This is a genomic window from Ottowia pentelensis (assembly GCF_964341695.1).
Map to the genome: position 1 here is coordinate 2,991,091 of NZ_OZ224513.1, position 16,798 is coordinate 3,007,888.

General features: G+C 66.0%; 13 protein-coding genes and 1 tRNA gene. 10 read left to right on the plus strand and 4 right to left on the minus strand.

The window, feature by feature from the left end; all coding sequences use genetic code 11:
• Positions 1 to 53: 53 nt before the first annotated feature.
• Positions 54 to 2,393, minus strand: a complete 2,340-nt coding sequence (locus tag ACWHMB_RS14430) for a DNA translocase FtsK (RefSeq protein ID WP_447648571.1) — start codon at positions 2,391 to 2,393, stop codon at positions 54 to 56.
• A 74-nt stretch (positions 2,394 to 2,467) separates the two neighbouring features.
• Positions 2,468 to 3,142, minus strand: coding sequence for a Crp/Fnr family transcriptional regulator (locus ACWHMB_RS14435; RefSeq protein WP_377483861.1), 675 nt, complete (start codon positions 3,140 to 3,142; stop codon positions 2,468 to 2,470).
• A 192-nt stretch (positions 3,143 to 3,334) separates the two neighbouring features.
• On the opposite strand from ACWHMB_RS14435, the gene trxB reads away from it, so the two are divergent.
• The 6 genes from trxB (at position 3,335) to ACWHMB_RS14465 (ending at position 9,669) form a co-directional block, all read left to right on the plus strand.
• Complete coding sequence (gene trxB / locus ACWHMB_RS14440; protein WP_377483863.1) at positions 3,335 to 4,288, plus strand: thioredoxin-disulfide reductase; 954 nt, start codon at positions 3,335 to 3,337, stop codon at positions 4,286 to 4,288.
• Entirely contained in the window at positions 4,285 to 5,148 is an 864-nt protein-coding gene (hpnC, locus tag ACWHMB_RS14445; protein WP_377483866.1) for a squalene synthase HpnC, read from the plus strand. Before trxB ends, hpnC begins: the two co-directional genes overlap by 4 nt.
• Positions 5,149 to 5,160: 12 nt before the next feature.
• The gene (gene hpnD / locus ACWHMB_RS14450; RefSeq protein WP_377483868.1) at positions 5,161 to 6,003 is read left to right on the plus strand and encodes a presqualene diphosphate synthase HpnD; all 843 of its coding nucleotides are present in this window, start codon (positions 5,161 to 5,163) and stop codon (positions 6,001 to 6,003) included.
• Between the two features lie 102 nt (positions 6,004 to 6,105).
• Positions 6,106 to 7,413 carry a hydroxysqualene dehydroxylase HpnE gene (hpnE, locus tag ACWHMB_RS14455; RefSeq protein ID WP_377484147.1) on the plus strand — a complete coding sequence of 436 codons (1,308 nt, stop codon included), beginning with the start codon at positions 6,106 to 6,108 and terminating at the stop codon, positions 7,411 to 7,413.
• 17 nt (positions 7,414 to 7,430) lie between these two features.
• Positions 7,431 to 7,504, plus strand: a tRNA-Gly gene (locus ACWHMB_RS14460).
• 239 nt (positions 7,505 to 7,743) lie between these two features.
• Positions 7,744 to 9,669: a tyrosine-type recombinase/integrase gene (locus ACWHMB_RS14465; RefSeq protein WP_292998734.1), complete on the plus strand. Its 1,926-nt coding sequence runs from the start codon at positions 7,744 to 7,746 to the stop codon at positions 9,667 to 9,669.
• A 73-nt stretch (positions 9,670 to 9,742) separates the two neighbouring features.
• On the opposite strand, the gene ACWHMB_RS14470 is transcribed toward ACWHMB_RS14465, so the two are convergent.
• Positions 9,743 to 10,435, minus strand: coding sequence for an epoxyqueuosine reductase QueH (locus ACWHMB_RS14470; RefSeq protein ID WP_292998733.1), 693 nt, complete (start codon positions 10,433 to 10,435; stop codon positions 9,743 to 9,745).
• Entirely contained in the window at positions 10,432 to 11,343 is a 912-nt protein-coding gene (locus ACWHMB_RS14475) for a LysR family transcriptional regulator (protein ID WP_373716163.1), read from the minus strand. Before ACWHMB_RS14475 ends, ACWHMB_RS14470 begins: the two co-directional genes overlap by 4 nt.
• Positions 11,344 to 11,506: 163 nt before the next feature.
• On the opposite strand from ACWHMB_RS14475, the gene msuE reads away from it, so the two are divergent.
• The 4 genes from msuE to metE all read left to right on the plus strand — a co-directional run bounded on the left by msuE (position 11,507) and on the right by metE (position 16,788).
• Positions 11,507 to 12,088, plus strand: a complete 582-nt coding sequence (gene msuE, locus ACWHMB_RS14480) for an FMN reductase (RefSeq protein ID WP_366943792.1) — start codon at positions 11,507 to 11,509, stop codon at positions 12,086 to 12,088.
• Positions 12,089 to 12,133: 45 nt separating this feature from the next.
• Entirely contained in the window at positions 12,134 to 13,117 is a 984-nt protein-coding gene (locus tag ACWHMB_RS14485; protein ID WP_292998729.1) for a DUF1852 domain-containing protein, read from the plus strand.
• Between the two features lie 85 nt (positions 13,118 to 13,202).
• Entirely contained in the window at positions 13,203 to 14,228 is a 1,026-nt protein-coding gene (locus ACWHMB_RS14490) for a methionine synthase (protein ID WP_292998727.1), read from the plus strand.
• Positions 14,229 to 14,496: 268 nt separating this feature from the next.
• On the plus strand, positions 14,497 to 16,788 hold the full coding sequence (metE, locus tag ACWHMB_RS14495; protein ID WP_292998725.1) for a 5-methyltetrahydropteroyltriglutamate--homocysteine S-methyltransferase: 2,292 nt from the start codon (positions 14,497 to 14,499) through the stop codon (positions 16,786 to 16,788).
• Positions 16,789 to 16,798 lie beyond the last annotated feature (10 nt).

The following is a 16,798-nucleotide window of genomic DNA, read 5'->3' on the forward strand; positions in this document are numbered from 1 at the left end:
GTTCAGCCCGGCAACCGGTGGAAACATCGGCTTGCCGGACGGAAACGGAGCCATCACTCGGCGCGCGCCGGCACCAGGATGTCGCGCTTGCCGTCGGCCGTCATGGGGCTGACGAGGCCGGCCTTTTCCATGTCCTCGACCAGGCGCGCGGCGCGGTTGTAGCCGATCTTCAGGTGGCGCTGCACCAGCGAGATGCTGGCCTTGCGGTTTTTCAGCACCACCTCGACGGCCTGGTCGTACATCGGGTCCTTCTCGCCGCCGCTGTCCTCGCCGCCGCCCAGGCCGCCCTCGTCGCCGTCGACGGTGCCGCCCTCCAGCACGCCCTCGATGTAGTTGGGCTCGCCCTGGCTCTTGAGGTAGTCGACCACGCGGTGCACCTCGTCGTCGCTGACGAAGGCGCCGTGCACGCGAATGGGCAGGCCGGTGCCGCTGGGCAGGTACAGCATGTCGCCCATGCCCAGCAGGGCCTCGGCGCCCATCTGGTCGAGGATGGTGCGGCTGTCGATCTTGCTGCTGACCTGAAACGAGATGCGCGTGGGAATGTTGGCCTTGATCAGGCCGGTGATCACGTCCACGCTGGGGCGCTGGGTGGCCAGGATCAGGTGGATGCCGGCGGCGCGCGCCTTTTGCGCCAGGCGGGCGATGAGCTCCTCGATCTTCTTGCCCACCACCATCATCAGGTCGGCCAGCTCGTCGATGACGACGACGATGTGCGGCAGGCGCTCCAGCGGTTCGGGGTCTTCGGGCGTCAGGCTGAAGGGGTTGTAGATGAATTCGCCGCGTGCCTTGGCCTCGTCGATCTTCTGGTTGAAGCCGGCCACGTTGCGCACGCCGGTCTTGCTCATGATCTTGTAGCGGCGCTCCATCTCGGCGACGCACCAGTTCAGGCCGTTGGCGGCCTGCTTCATGTCGGTGACCACCGGCGCCAGCAGATGCGGAATGCCTTCGTAGACCGACATCTCCAGCATCTTGGGGTCGATCATCAGCAGGCGCACGTCCTTGGGCTCGGCCTTGTACAGCAGGCTCAGGATCATGGCGTTGATGCCCACCGACTTGCCCGAGCCGGTGGTGCCGGCCACCAGCACGTGCGGCATCTTGGCCAGGTCAGCCACCACCGGCTTGCCGATGATGTCCTTGCCCAAGCCCACCGTCAGCAGGCTCTTGGCGTCGTTGTAGACCTGCGAGCCCAGGATCTCGGACAGGCGGATCGACTGGCGCCGCGCGTTGGGCAATTCGAGCGCCATGTAGTTCTTGCCGGGGATGGTCTCGATCACGCGGATCGACACCAGGCTCAGGCTGCGCGCCAGATCCTTGGCCAGGTTGACCACCTGCGAGCCCTTGACGCCCGTGGCCGGCTCGATCTCGTAGCGCGTGATGACCGGGCCGGGCGCGGCCGCCACCACGCGCACCTCGACGCCGAAGTCCTTGAGCTTTTTCTCGATCAGGCGGCTGGTCATCTCCAGCGTCTCGGGCGCCACCGTTTCCTGGCGCGCGGCGGCGCCGTCCAGCAGATCGACCTGCGGCAGCTTGCTGTCGGGCAGCTCGGTGAACAGGGGCTTTTGCCGCTCCTTGACCACGCGCTCGCTCTTGGGCACATCCACCACCGTGGGCTCGATCAGCACCGGCGCGGGCGGCTGCTCGTGCGCGACCTCGCGCTCCTGCGTCAGCACCTCGTCGCGCTCGCGCGTGGCCTGGCGGCCCAGGGCCACATCCTCGGCCATGGCCTTGCGCGAGCGGCGGCGCTCGATCAGCGCGTACAGCGCCGCGCCGATGTGCTCGGCCACGCGCCCCCACGAGAAGCGAAACAGCAGCGCCACACCCACCATCAGCGCCGCGATGCCCAGCAGGGTGGAGCCGGTAAAGCCCAGCCACTTGAGCGCCAGCGGCCCGCCCAGGTAACCCAGCACGCCGCCGGCGGCGCCGGGCAGCACGTCGTCGTAGCGGTACAGGCGGCTCCACTCCAGCCCCGAGCTGGCCGCCAGCACCAGCGCCAGCCCCAGCCAGGACGTCCAGCGCACCGAAGCCAGCAGGCCCCAGGGCGACAGCGGCTTGCCGGCGCCTTCGCCGGCCTGCCCCTGCGTCCAGCGCAGCAGCACGGCGGCCCAGGCGCGCACCGCGGCGGCCACGCACCACCAGGCCGAAAAGCCCAGCAGCACGTACAGCAGATCGGCCAGCCAGGCGCCCAGCATGCCGGCCCAGTTGTGCACCGGGCCGCCCGCGCCCGAGGTGGACCAGGCGGCGTCCAGGGGCGAATAGCTGGCCAGCGCCAGCGTCAGGAACAGGATCAGCGCCAGGCCGACCACCAGCGCGATTTCTTGTGCAAAGCGCTGCACCGAGGTGCGCCGCGGCGGGGCGCGGTCGTCGGCGTTGAAGGTATTGAGGGGATAGGCCATGAGATGGATAAGGGCTGCCGCAAGCTTAACGCGAATGCCGCCGCGCCCGGCCTGCAAGCCCCGTCACGCGCGCCTCAGCCGATGGTGTGCAGGTGCTCCAGGATGCGGGTCGAGCCGTCGTCCCGGGCCTGGATGAAGCCGCGCTCTTCCAGGTCCTTCATCACCCGGCTGACCATCTCGCGCGAGGCGCCCACCATCTTGGCCAGGTCCTGGCGCGAGACCTTTTCGCGGATCACGCGCTCGCCCTGCCCGTCTTCGACCGAAAACTCCAGCAGCGCGCGCGCCACGCGGCCGTACACGTCCAGCAGCGCCAGCGACTCGATCTTGCGGTCGGCGTGGCGCAGGCGCTGCACCAGGGCGCGCATGATGGCGTAGGCCATGGACGAGTTCTCGGGCAGGCAGCGCGCGAACTCGGTGCGGCCCAGCACCAGCACGTCGGTCTGCACTTCGGCACGCACCGTGGCCGAATGCGGCTGGTCGTCGATCAGGCTCATCTCGCCGATGTGGTCGCCCGGGCGCAGCGTGGCCAGGATGACCTCGCGCCCGCGCCCGTCGGCCGTCATCACGCGGGCGCGGCCGTTCAGCAGGATGAACAGGGCGTCGCACTTGCGGCCCTGCTCGACAATCGCCTCCCCGCGCTTGAAGCGCCGCTTGACCACCGCATCGGCCACCGAGACGGCCTGCGCCTCGGTCAGCATCGAAAACAGGGGCACGCGGCGGATCAGATCCAGGCTGGACAGCATGGTCATTCAGACTTCTCCGGCAGACGAATACTTCGTTCGTTGGTTATTCTTAAAATGGGAGCATTATCCCCGGGCTTCGCAGGCGCTCCAAGCATTTGCGGGCCCTGCCGGCCGGGCGAGCCCGAGCGCCATGGCCGGTCGCAGCCCGGTTTTCACCCCCTTCCAGCGCCCTTCACGCACCCACTGCAGCCTTCATCCATGACCACCCGCCACGCCAAAGTCCTGATCCTCGGCTCCGGCCCCGCCGGCTATTCGGCCGCCGTCTATGCCGCGCGCGCCAACCTGCAGCCCCTGCTGATCTCGGGCATCGCCCCGGGCGGCCAGCTGATGACCACCACCGACGTCGACAACTGGCCGGCCGACGTCGAGGGCGTGCAGGGGCCCGAGCTGATGCAGCGCTTTCAGGCGCACGCCGAGCGCTTTGCCACCGAAATCGTGTTCGACCACATCCACACGGCCGACCTGTCCAAACGCCCCTTCACCCTCACGGGCGACAGCGGCAGCTACACCTGCGACAGCCTGATCATCGCCACCGGCGCCTCGGCCAAATACCTGGGCCTGGACTCGGAAGAATCCTTCAAGGGCCGCGGCGTGTCGGCCTGCGCCACCTGCGACGGCTTTTTCTATCGCCAGCAGGACGTGTGCGTCATCGGCGGCGGCAACACGGCGGTCGAAGAGGCGTTGTATTTGTCCAACATCGCGCGCCAGGTGACCCTGGTGCACCGGCGCGACAAGTTCCGCGCCGAGCCCATCTTGGTCGACAAGCTGATGGAAAAGGTGGCCGCCGGCAAGATCGTGCTCAAGACCTTCTACGTGCTGGACGAGGTGCTGGGCGACGACAGCGGCGTCACCGGCATCCGCATCCGCCATGTGGACAGCGGCGCCACCGAGGACATCGCGCTCAAGGGCTGCTTCATCGCCATCGGCCACGCGCCCAACTCCGAGATCTTCAGCGGCCAGCTGGCCATGGAGCACGGCTACATCCGCACCCAGGGCGGCCTGCAGGGCATGGCCACGCAAACCAGCGTGCCGGGCGTGTTTGCCGCCGGCGACGTGCAGGACCACGTCTACCGCCAGGCCATCACCAGCGCCGGCACCGGCTGCATGGCCGCGCTCGACGCCCAGCGCTTTCTGGAGCAAAACGCCTCTTGAGCGCCGCCGGCACACGGCCCGTCGACCACTACGAGAACTTCCCGGTCGCCTCGTGGCTGTGCCCGCCGCGTCTGCGCGCGCCGATCGCGGCCATCTACCACTTCGCCCGCACGGCCGACGACCTGGCCGACGAGGGCGACGCCCCCGCGGCCCGGCGCTTGGCCGACCTGACCGCGTACCGCGAGGACCTGCACGCCATCGCCCGCGGCGCGCAGCCCTCGCCGCGCTGGGCAGCAGCGGTGTTCCAGCCGCTGGCGGCGCAAATCCGCGCCTTCGCCCTGCCGGTGCAGCCGCTGCACGATCTGCTCTCGGCCTTCGAGCAGGACGTGGCCAAGACCGAGCGCGGCGCCGCCTACGCCGACTGGCCCGAGCTGCTGGACTACTGCCGCCGCTCGGCCAACCCGGTGGGCCGGCTGCTGCTGCACCTGTACGGTGTGAGCGATGCGCAGGCGCTGGCCGAAAGCGACGCCATCTGCACCGCGCTGCAACTCATCAATTTCTGGCAGGACCTGTCCGTGGACATTCCGCGCGGGCGCTACTACCTGCCGCTGGCCGAATGCGCCGCGCAGGGCCTCTTCATCAGCGATCCGGCGACCCAGTTCGCGGCGCTGCAACCCGACCAGAAAACCACTGAATTGATAGCTGCCTGCGCTCGCCAGGCGGGCGCCAGCATGCAAAAAGGCTTGCAACTGGTGCATCGCGTGCCCGGCCGCGCCGGCTGGGAGCTGCGCGCCGTGGCGCAGGGCGGCCTGCGCGTGCTGGAGCGGGTCGAGGCGCTGGGCGCGCAGGTGCTGCGCCAGCGCCCGCGCCTGCGCGCGGGGGACGCACCCGCCATCGCCTGGCGCATGCTGCGAATGTGACAATCGCCCCCCGTGAGCACGCCGCAAGACTACGTCCAGCAAAAGGCCGCCGCCTCGGGCAGCAGCTTTTACTACGCCTTTCTGTTTTTGCCGCCGGCGCGGCGCGCGGCCATCACCGCCTTCTATGCCTTTTGCCGCGAGGTCGACGACGTGGCCGACAGCGTGAGCGACCCCGGCGTGGCCGCCGCCAAGCTGGCCTGGTGGCAGGGCGAGGTGCGCAGCGCCTTCGAGGGCCGGCCCACGCACCCGGTGATGCAGGCGCTGATGCCGCACGCCGCCGCGTTCGGCATCGAGCCGCGCCCGCTGCTGGACGTCATCGAGGGCTGCCAGATGGACCTGCAGCCCACGCGCTACTTCGACTTCGACGAGCTGCAGCGCTACTGCCACCGGGTGGCCGGCGTGGTGGGCGAGGTGTCGGCGCGCATCTTCGGCCAGACCGACCCGGCCACCACCGCCTACGCGCACCGGCTGGGCCTGGCGTTTCAGCTCACCAACATCATCCGCGACGTGGGCGAGGACGCGCGGCGCGAGCGCCTGTACCTGCCCACCAGCGAGCTGCAGCGCTTCGAGGTGCGCGCCGACGAAATCCTGCAGGGCGAATATTCCGGGCGCTTCGCGGCGCTGATGCGCTTTCAGGCCCAGCGCGCCCACGGCCTGTACGACGAGGCGCTGGCCCTGCTGCCCGCCGCCGACCGCCGCAGCCAGAAGCCCGGCCTGATGATGGCCAGCATCTACCGCACCCTGCTGCGCGAGATCGAGGCCAGCGACTTTCGGGTGCTGCACCAGCGCATCCAGCTCACGCCGCTGCGCAAGTTCTGGCTGGCCTGGAAGATGCAGGCACTCGGGCGCTTCTGATTTCGCTTCGACCGCGATGATTCCTGATTCGATAGCTGCTCGCGCTTTCTGCATGCGGGCTGCAACCCTTTTCGACTCATGAACGCCCAAGCCGCCGCGCCGTTGCGCATCGCCGTCGTTGGCGCGGGCTGGGCGGGCCTGGCGGCCGCCGTGCAGGCCGTGCAGGCCGGCCACGCGGTCACCGTGTTCGAGGCCGCGCGCCAGCCGGGCGGGCGCGCGCGCGGCGTGCCGCTGCGCCTGCCCGACGGGCGCGAGGTGATGGTCGACAACGGCCAGCACATCCTGATCGGCGCCTACACCGAAAGCCTGCGCCTGATGCGCACGGTCGGCGTCGACCCCGCAAGCGCCCTGCTGCGCCTGCCGCTGGCCCTGCGCTTTGCCGACGGCAGCGGCCTGCAGCTGCCCGACGGGCCGCCACCATGGGACGCGCTGGCCGGCATCCTGCGCGCCCGCGGCTGGCGGTGGAGCGAGCGTTTGGCCCTGCTGCGTGCATCCCTCGGCTGGCGCCGGGCCGGTTTTGCTTGCCCGCCGGACATGACCGTGGCGGCGCTGTGCCGCACCCTGCCCCCACGCCTGATGACCGAGTTCATCGAGCCGCTGTGCGTGGCCGCGCTCAACACCCCCGTCCAGCAGGCCAGCGGCCGGGTCTTTCTGCGCGTGCTGCACGACGCGCTGCTGGGCGGGCGCGGCCATTCCAACCTGCTGCTGGCGCGCGTCGATTTGGGCGCGCTGCTGCCGCATGCCGCCTTGCATTGGCTGCAGCAGCGCGGCGCCGTGCTGCGCTGCGGCGAGCGCGTCGACGCGCTGCATGCGCAAGGGCCGCACTGGAGCGTGGGCGGACAGGCCTTCGAGCGCGTGATCTGGGCCACTTCAGCATCGAATGCGGCTCAAGCCCTTGCCCAATCAGCACCGGCAGCTTTCAATAGCATAGCACCTGCGATGCAGGACTGGTGCGCCAGCACAGCCCGACTGAAGCATCGCGCCATCACCACGGTCTATGCCCAGGCGCTCACAGCCACCACCGCCAGCCTGCTGCCGCGGCCCATGCTGGCCCTGCGCAGCGGCACCGATGCACCGGCCCAGTTCGTGTTCGACCGCGACGCCATCACCGGCACGCGCGAGCCGACCGGGCTGCTGGCCTTCGTCGTCAGCGACAGCGCCGGCGAGCGCGCGGCGCTGCAGGCCGCCGTCGTCGCCCAGGCGCAGCGCGAACTGGGCCTGGCCGTGCAGCCCCTGCTGACCGTGACCGAAAAGCGCGCCACCTTCGCCTGCAGCGCCGCGCTGCAGCGCCCGCCGGCCCGCATCGCGCCGGGCCTGCTCGCCTGCGGTGATTACGTCGACGGCCCCTACCCCGCTACGCTGGAGGGCGCCGTGCGCAGCGGACGCCAGGCGGCCGAAGCGCTCCGCTAGAATCGGCGCTTGCCTGAGCGGGTGTAGTTCAATGGCAGAACGGCAGCTTCCCAAGCTTCATACGAGGGTTCGATTCCCTTCACCCGCTCCACTTCGACTTTCCACGGACTTCCAGAAAAGACCATGGAGTGTCGCAAGTGATTGTCACGGTTCAGCTTTTTCGCCATCGTTGAATCCAGTGACTGCCAGCGAAAACCACTGACTGCCGGTACAAAGCGGTACATCAAGTGGTACATCGGAACGCGGAGCTTCCCACTTTCGCATTCTTGCTGGAGGAGCGCGGGGACGAACAGGACCATGCAGCCAACTCGATTCTCAGGAGTTGGGCTCATGCTCTCAGACCTCATGGTTCGTCAGGCCAAGACGACCGGCAAACCGTACACGCTGGCCGATGCCGACGGCCTCTCCCTCTTCGTTTCCGCCAACGGCGCCAAGGCTTGGCACTTCCGCTTCACGTGGGGCGGCAAGCGCGATCGCATGTCCTTCGGCAGCTACCCGGCCCTCTCCCTGAAGGAGGCGCGCGAGCTTCGTGATGGAGCCCGCACGCTGCTCGCCAAGGGCGTCAACCCGCACACCGAACGCAAGCGCAAGCGCCACGCCATCGTGTTGGCGGGCGAACACACGTTCAAAGCGGTCTATGACCAGTGGCTGGCACATCGCAAGCTGTCGTTGGAGGAAGGACGGCAGACCAGCCTGGAGCAGATCGCCCGCGTCTTCAAGAAAGACGTGTTCCCGGTGCTGCACCACCTGACGATCTACGACATCACGCGCGCGCACCTGCTGGACATCATCGGCAAGGTGGAAAAGCGCGGCTCGCTGTCGGTGGCCGAGAAGCTCAGGACGTGGTTCACCCAACTGTTCACCTATGCCACGGTGGCGATCCCGAACATGCACGACAACCCCTCCAAGGACTTGGAGGTCGTCGCGCTGCCGCTGCCGCCGGTCGAACACAACCCGTTCCTACGCATGCCAGAGCTGCCGATCATGTTGCAGACGCTGCGCAAGTACCGCGGGCGCCTGAACACGCAGTTGGGCATTCGGCTGCTGATGCTCACCGGCGTGCGCACCGGCGAGCTGCGTTTCGCCACGCCCGACCAGTTCGACCTTGAGCAAGGCCTGTGGATCATCCCGGTGGCCAGGCTCAAGCAGCGCGCGCTACTCACGAAGAAGAAGCGCAAGCGCCTGGTGGACATCCCGCCCTACATCGTGCCACTGTCGGTGCAGGCCCAGGAAATCGTTCGCCACCTGCTGGACCAGTGCAAGCCGGCCCAGGCCTACCTCATCCCGGGCGACTGGTGCTTGAAGCACACCGTCAGCGAGAACACGTTCAACGGCGCGCTCAAGCGCATGGGCTACGAGGACCAGCTCACGGGGCACGGCATCCGCGCGACGATTTCGACCGCGCTCAACGAACTCGGCTACCCGAAGAAGTGGGTGGATGCCCAGCTCTCGCACGCCGACCCGGACAAGATCAGCGCGACCTACAACCACGCCGAGTACGTCGAGCAGCGCCGCGTGATGATGCAGGATTGGGCGGATCGCCTGGACCTGTTCGAGCAGAACCAGGTCGAGATCGCCAGCCGCCACCTGACCATCACGCTGCAAGGTCTGCCGACCATCGCCGGCCAGGCGGCCGTGCAGCCGCCGGTTGTCGACCTCACCGCGCCGCAGTTGATCGTGACCGCGCCGACGCCCAATATGCCCACAGCGCCGGCATCGGTGCAGCGGTTGTCGGCCGTGCGCATGCCCGAATACGCCCGGCCGCGGCTGTCGGACGCGCAGCGCGAACGCCTGCAGGTGCTGGAGACCTTCGAGGCGCCGCACAACCTTTCGGTGGCGAACTACGCCAAGCTCGCGGGCAAGTCGCGCCGCTGGATCACCTATGAGATCCAGGCCGGCAACCTGCTGTCCATCCACATGGGCCATCGGGGGCAGCGGGTGCCGGACTGGCAGCTCGATCCGCTCAAGCGCAGGCTCGTGCAGTCCGTGCTCAAGCAGGTGCCGCGGGGTCTCGACACTTGGTCCATCTACCACTCGCTCCTGCAGTCCTATGACGCGCTGGGCGGACGCTCAGCCATCGAGGCCGTCAGCCCGAAGAACCTGCATCTGGCCGCGCGGCTGGTCGCGGCGCGGAGCGTCGCGGTGGACGACCCCGCAGAGGCTTCCAACATCCCGGTGGAAGTGCGGCAGCGCGTGCAGCGGCTGGTGCGTGACGCCATTACGGCAGATGTGTCGGATGACCTGGTAGCGCCATGAGGCACAAGACTGGGCCGTACCTCGATACGGTGCGGCGCTTCATAGGAGACATAGCGAGTGATCCAGCCCAGCGTCAACCTGCTTCAGGGTCTTTGGGCTTTTCGCCCGTGGTCGCTCCTTCGCCGTAGAACTGCACGCCGAGTTCGATGCGTGGTCGGCCCGAGGCGATGCGATGACGGTTGGTGTCCCGCAGCGAGTAAACACAGCCGCAGTATTCCTGCTGGTAGAAGTTCTCGCGCTTGCTGATCTCGATCATGCGCGCCGAGCCGCCACCCTTGCGCCAGTTGTATTCCCAGTACATCACACCTGGGTACTTGGCCGCCGCACGCACGCCGCAGTCGTTGATCTGCTGCATGTTCTTCCAACGCGATATACTCAGAGAACTGGTGATCACCGGAAAGCCATGCTCATGCGCATACAGCGCCGTGCGCTCGAAGCGCATGTCGAAGCACATGGTGCAGCGCACGCCGCGCTCGGGCTCGTGCTCCATCCCCCGGGCCCGCTCGAACCAGTTGTCCCGATCGTAGTCGGCATCGATGAAGGGCACGCCGAACTGCTCGGCGAAGCGGATGTTCTCGTTCTTGCGCAGCTCGTATTCCTTGAGCGGATGGATGTTGGGGTTGTAGAAGAAGATGGTGTAGTCGATGCCAGAGGCCAGCATGGCCTCCATGACCTCGCCCGAGCACGGCGCGCAGCAGGAATGCAGCAGCACCTTGTCATGGCCGCCGGGCAGCGCAAGCGGTTTGCGTTCGATGGTGGTGTTCATCTTTTGGCTCCTCGCGCGGTGGCGGTGGCTGGCTGGCGGGCCAGTTCGATGAAGGCCCGCACGTAGTCGATGGCCGTGTCCGCCTCGCGCGCGCCCAGGAAGATCTGCTTGGCAATGCCGCGCGCACCCAGCCGCACGGGCACCACGTCCATCTTGGCCGCGTACTCCTCGACCAGCCAGCGCGGCAGGGCGGCCACCCCGCGGCCGCTGGCCACCATCTGCAGCATGATGTCGGTGGTTTCGATGGCCTTGTGGCGCTTGGGCGTGACACCGGCCGGCAGCAGGAACTGGTTGTAGATGTCCAGGCGCTCGATGTCCACGGGATAGCTGATGAGCACCTCTTGGGTCAGCTGCTGGGGCTTCACGTAAGCCGCCGAAGCCAGGGCATGGCCCTTGGCCACGACCAATACCTGTTCGTAGTCGAACACCGGCTCGAACTTCAGGCCCGGCTTGTAGAGCGGATCAGGCGTGACCAGCAGGTCGATCTCGTAGCCGAACAGCGCGCCGATCCCGCCGAACTGGAACTTCTGCTTGACGTCCACATCCACGTCGGGCCATGCGGCCAAGTAGGGCGACACCACCTTGAGCAACCACTGGTAGCAAGGGTGGCATTCCATGCCGATGCGCAGCGCACCGCGCTCGCCCTGCGCGAACTGGCCTAGGCGCTCTTCGGCCAGGTCCAGTTGCGGCAGCACACGGTTCGCCACCGCCAGCAGGTACTGCCCGGCTTGTGTCAGGCGCAGGCTTCGGCCTTCGCGCAGCCAGATGTCGGTGCCCAATTGTTGCTCCAGCTTCTTCATGCTGTGACTCAGGGCCGACTGGGTGAGGTTCAACACGCCCGCGGCAGCCGTCAACGACCCTTGCTTTTCGACCTGCTGGACGATGCTGAGGTGGATGCGCTCAAGCATTCAAATGACTCGTGCTCATGGATTGTTGAAATAAGACCATTTTACTTCATTGACTCACATCAATACCATCCGTTCCCATTGTTCGTTTGCACTCTGGGAGCGGCCATGGCAAGGCCGGGCGAATTTCCCGGCGCGGCGCGAACCCATCCTCATGAAAGCAAAGATGACACGTCCACTCCGCTTGGTCGCGGTGTCCGGCGGGCTGCAACGCCCCTCCAGGTCGGCAGCCTTGGCAGAGCACCTGCTGGACCTGATCGCCGAAGAAGTCCCGTGCGAACAGCGCCTGGTCGAACTGGGTCAGCTCGCACCGCAGCTCGCCGGTGCCGTCTGGCGCTCCCAACTGCCCGATACAGTGGAGCGGGAACTGGCGGCGGTCGAGCGCGCCGATGTTCTGGTGGTGGCGACACCGGTCTTCCGCGGCTCCTACACGGGCTTGTTCAAGCACTTCTTCGACTTCATCGACCAGGACGCCTTGGTGGACAAGCCCGTCCTGTTGGCGGCCACAGGCGGCAGCGAGCGTCATGCCCTGGTGATCGACCACCAGCTGCGGCCGCTGTTCAGCTTTTTCCAAGCACGCACATTGCCGCTGGGCGTCTACGCGACCGACAAGGATTTCTTCGACTACCGCCTGCGGGACGAGGCCTTGATCGCCCGGGCCGGACTGGCGGTCCAACGGGCATTGCCGCTGGTCGAACTGGCGCGCCATGCCAAGCCATCTCCGATCGAGGAAGTGCTTGCGGCCTGAGGCACGCATCGACCTTCATCTCCACCATCCGCGCAGCAGATCGTCATGAACGAAGAATTTACTTTCAGCCTCAAAAGCATTTGTTTCGATGAGAACTACCACCCTTCGGACAGCACACGCATCACCACCAACTTTGCCAACCTGGCCCGGGGGACGAGTCGGCAACAGAACCTGCGCAACACGCTGAGGATGATCGACCATCGCTTTAACGACCTGGCGCATTGGGACAATCCGACGGGAGACCGCTACTCGGTCGAGCTTGAGATCGTGTCCGTCGAGATGAACATGGACGCCGAGAGCAGCCATGGTGCATTTCCATTGATCGAGATCCTGAAGACCTACATCATCGACAAGAAGACGAACCGACGCATCGACGGCATCGTGGGAAACAATTTCTCCTCCTACGTGCGCGACTACGACTTCAGCGTCCTGCTTCCGGGGTACAACGCCGATCGCGCGGAATTCAGTACCCCGGACGATTTTGGCGACCTGCATGGCAAGCTGTTCAAGCAATTCGCCAACTCGCGCACCTACAAGGAGCGCTTCCACAAGCCGCCCGTCATCTGCATCAGTGCCTCGACCAGCAAGACCTACCGACGGACCGGCAACCAGCACCCCATCCTGGGCGCCGAGTACCAGCAGAACGAACTGTCCTCCACCGACCAGTACTTCGCGAAGATGGGGATGCAGGTCCGCTTCTTCATGCCGCCCAATGGCGTCGCGCCGTTGGCGTTCTACTTCCACGGCGACCTGCTGAACGACTACACGAATCTGGAGCTGATCGGCACCATCAGCACGATGGAGACCTTTCAGAAGATCTACCGCCCCGAGATCTACAACGCCAACTCCGCGGCGGGCATCTTCTACCAGCCGAGCCTGAAGAACCAGGACTACTCGCTGACGCAGATCGTCTACGACCGGGAAGAACGCAGCCAGCTGGCAGTCAAGCAGGGGAAGTTCGCGGAAGAGCACTTCATCAAGCCGTACAAGAACGTTCTTGAACAATGGGCTGCCAGTTGCGCGCTCTGACACCACCGCATTGCTTCGCAAATCGGGCAAAACGGTCCCCAAAGTACGCCCGCCACCCTCATCCTTGTTAGAAAGAAATCCTCAGATGTTTGAAACCTCCATCGTCGGCAGCCTGCCAAAACCCGCCTGGCTGGCCGAAACCAACAAGCTCTGGCCCCAGTGGCGGGCCGAAGGCGATGCGCTTGTGCAAGCCAAGGCCGATGCGACCCTGCTGTGGATCAAGGCCCAGGAAGACGCAGGCCTGGACATCGTGTGCGACGGCGAGCAGTCGCGACAGCACTTCGTGCACGGCTTCCTGGAGCAGATCGAGGGCATCGACTTCGAGCACAAGGTGAAGATGGGCATCCGCGACAACCGCTACGACGCGATGGTCCCGCAGGTGGTGTCGGCCCTGCGCCTGAAGGGTCGCGTGCATGCCTTCGAAGCGCAACTGGCGCGCGCGCACACGAAGAAGAAGCTGAAGTTCACCTTGCCCGGCCCGATGACCATCGTCGACACCGTGGCGGACCGCTTCTACGGCGACAAGGTCAAGATGGCCTTCGCGTTTGCAGAACTGCTCAACCAGGAGGCGCTCGCGCTGCAGGCCGACGGAGTGGACATCATCCAGTTCGACGAGCCCGCCTTCAATGTCTACATGCAAGATGCCGCCGACTGGGGCGTGCAGGCGGTCGAGCGCGCGGCGGAGGGCTTGACCTGTACGACGGCGGTGCACATCTGCTATGGCTACGGCATCAAGGCCAATACCGACTGGAAGAGCACCCTGGGCGACGAATGGCGCCAATATGAGGCGGTGTTCCCCGCGCTTGCCCGCAGCCGCATCGACCAGGTGAGCCTGGAATGCATCCACTCCCATGTGCCGCCCGACCTGATGAAGCTGCTGGCAGGCAAGGACGTGCTGGTAGGCGTGATCGATGTGGCCAGCGACGTGGTCGAGACACCCGAGGAAGTTGCTGACACCATCGGCCGGGCGCTGGAGTTCGTGCCGAAGGAGCGGCTGTTCCCATGCACGAATTGCGGCCTGGCGCCTATGGGGCGGGACGTGGCGTGGCGCAAGCTGAAAGCGCTGGCAGAAGGCACGAGGCTGGCAAAGGAGCGGTTCACTGGGATGTGACGCAGGCCCGGTCTCGTCACGCCCAAACTTTTGATTCCATCCGGAGTGACCGGGCAAGGCCCCTGGCTCAGGATTGCCTGGAACTCAACACCTTGTTTCTCGACCTCGTGCCCGATGGCCCGATGGCCCGATGGCCCGATGGCCCGATGGATGTGCTCCAGAACAATTGAGCAGAATTCATGGATATGTGAGATAAGACCATTTTACTTCATTGTCTGGCTTCCCTAGGATTTGCGTCATTCCACGTTTCCTGTTTTGAGAGCAGACCATGACGACGATCCATAACCTCGGTTTCCCCCGCATCGGCGCCAAGCGCGAACTGAAGTTCGCGCTGGAGTCTTACTGGAATGGCGAGTCCTCGCTCGACGAACTCAAGGCCCTGGGTGCGCAGCTACGCCAGCGCAACTGGGAGAACCAGACCGGCCTGGACCTGGTGCCTGTGGGCGATTTCGCCTTTTACGACCAGGTGCTGGATATGAGCTTCACACTGGGCAACCTGCCCGAGCGGGTGCAGGGCTTCCACGGCGATCCGCTGGACAACTACTTCCGCGTGGCGCGCGGCCGCTCGGCTAAGGGTATCGACGACCATGCGGCATGCTGCGGCAGCGTGGCCGCTGGCGAGATGACCAAGTGGTTTGACACCAACTACCACTACATCGTCCCCGAGTTCACCGCCGCCACAGCGTTCATGCTCGACGCTTCGCGCCTGCTGGAGCAGTTAGCCGAAACCAGGGCGCAGGGGTTGAAGGCAAAGCCGGTGATCATTGGACCAGTGACCTATCTGGCGATCGGCAAGGCTAAGGACGACTCGAACAAGCTGGCCCTGCTGGAGCGCCTGCTCCCCGTGTACGCCGAGCTGCTGGACACGCTGGCGGCGCAGGGCGTCGAATGGGTGCAGGTCGACGAACCCATCCTTGTGACGGAACTCGATGCCGACTGGCAGCACGCCCTCAACACGGCTTACCACCAGCTCAAGGACGCCAAGGTCAAGCTGCTCCTGGCGACCTATTTCGGTCAGCTACAGGAAAACGCCTACCTCGCGGCCGGCCTGCCGGTAGCTGGACTGCACATTGATGCCATCAACGACCGTGAGGGCGTGCAGACCCTGATCAACCTTCTGCCGGCTCACAAGGTGCTGTCGCTGGGCGTCATCAATGGTCGCAATATCTGGAAGACCGACTTGGCGGCCGTGCTCGACTGGATCGAGCCGCTGGTCGAGCGGCTGGGTGAGCGCTTGTGGATCGCGCCGTCGTGCTCGCTGCTGCATGTGCCAGTGGACCTCGCGAGCGAGCAGAAGCTGGACGCCGAGGTCAAGTCCTGGCTGGCCTTCGCGCTGCAGAAGCTCGAAGAACTGCGCGTGCTCGGCAAGGCCCTGCGCGAAGGCCGAGCTGCGGTCCAGGACGCGCTGGCAGCCAACCAGGCTGCGCTGGCTGCCCGCCGCGCCTCGCCGCGCGTGAACAACCCGGCGGTGGAGGCCGCGGTAGCCCGCGTCAACGTCGACATGGGCCAGCGCAAAAGCGCCTACGCCAATCGTGCGGCCAAGCAGGCGGGATTCCTCAAGCTGCCGGCGTACCCGACAACCACTATCGGCTCCTTCCCGCAGACCGCCGAAATCCGCCACGCGCGCAGCGAATTTAAGGCCGGCTGCCTGGACTACCTGGGCTACCAGGCCGCGATGCGGGCCGAGATCGAGCGCAGCGTGCGCGAGCAGGAAAAGCTGGAACTGGACGTGCTGGTGCACGGCGAGGCCGAGCGTAACGACATGGTCGAATACTTCGGGGAGCAACTCGACGGCTACGCCTTCAGCCAGTTCGGTTGGGTGCAGTCCTACGGCTCGCGCTGCGTCAAGCCGCCGATCCTGTTCGGCGACATCAGCCGCCCGAAGGCGATGACGGTGGAGTGGATCACCTATGCCCAGTCGCTCACCAAGAAGCCCATGAAGGGCATGCTGACCGGCCCGGTGACGATACTGAACTGGTCCTTCGTGCGCGACGACCAGCCTCGCTCGGCGTCGTGCAAGCAACTCGCGCTGGCCATCCGCCAGGAGGTACTGGACCTTGAGCAGGCCGGTGTTCGCGTGATCCAGATCGACGAGGCCGCGCTGCGCGAGGGCCTGCCGCTGCGCAAGTCGCAATGGCAGGAGTACCTGGACTGGGCCGTCGAATCCTTCCGCATCACTGCCAACGGCGTGGGTGACGAGACCCAGATCCACACCCACATGTGCTACTCGGAGTTCAACGACATCATCGCGTCCATCGCCGACATGGACGCCGACGTCATCACGATTGAGACCTCGCGCTCGGACATGGAGTTGCTGGATGCTTTCGACAGCTTCAAGTACCCCAACGAGATCGGTCCAGGCGTCTATGACATCCACTCGCCCAATATTCCAACGCAGGAGCATATCGTCCAGCTCATGAAGAAAGCTGCGGAGCGCATTCCCGCTGAGCGGCTGTGGGTCAACCCGGACTGCGGCCTGAAGACTCGCCAGTGGGCCGAGGTGATTCCGGCGTTGACCAACATGGTCGCGGCTGCGAAGACGCTGCGTCAGTCCGTCTAAACCTCACGCG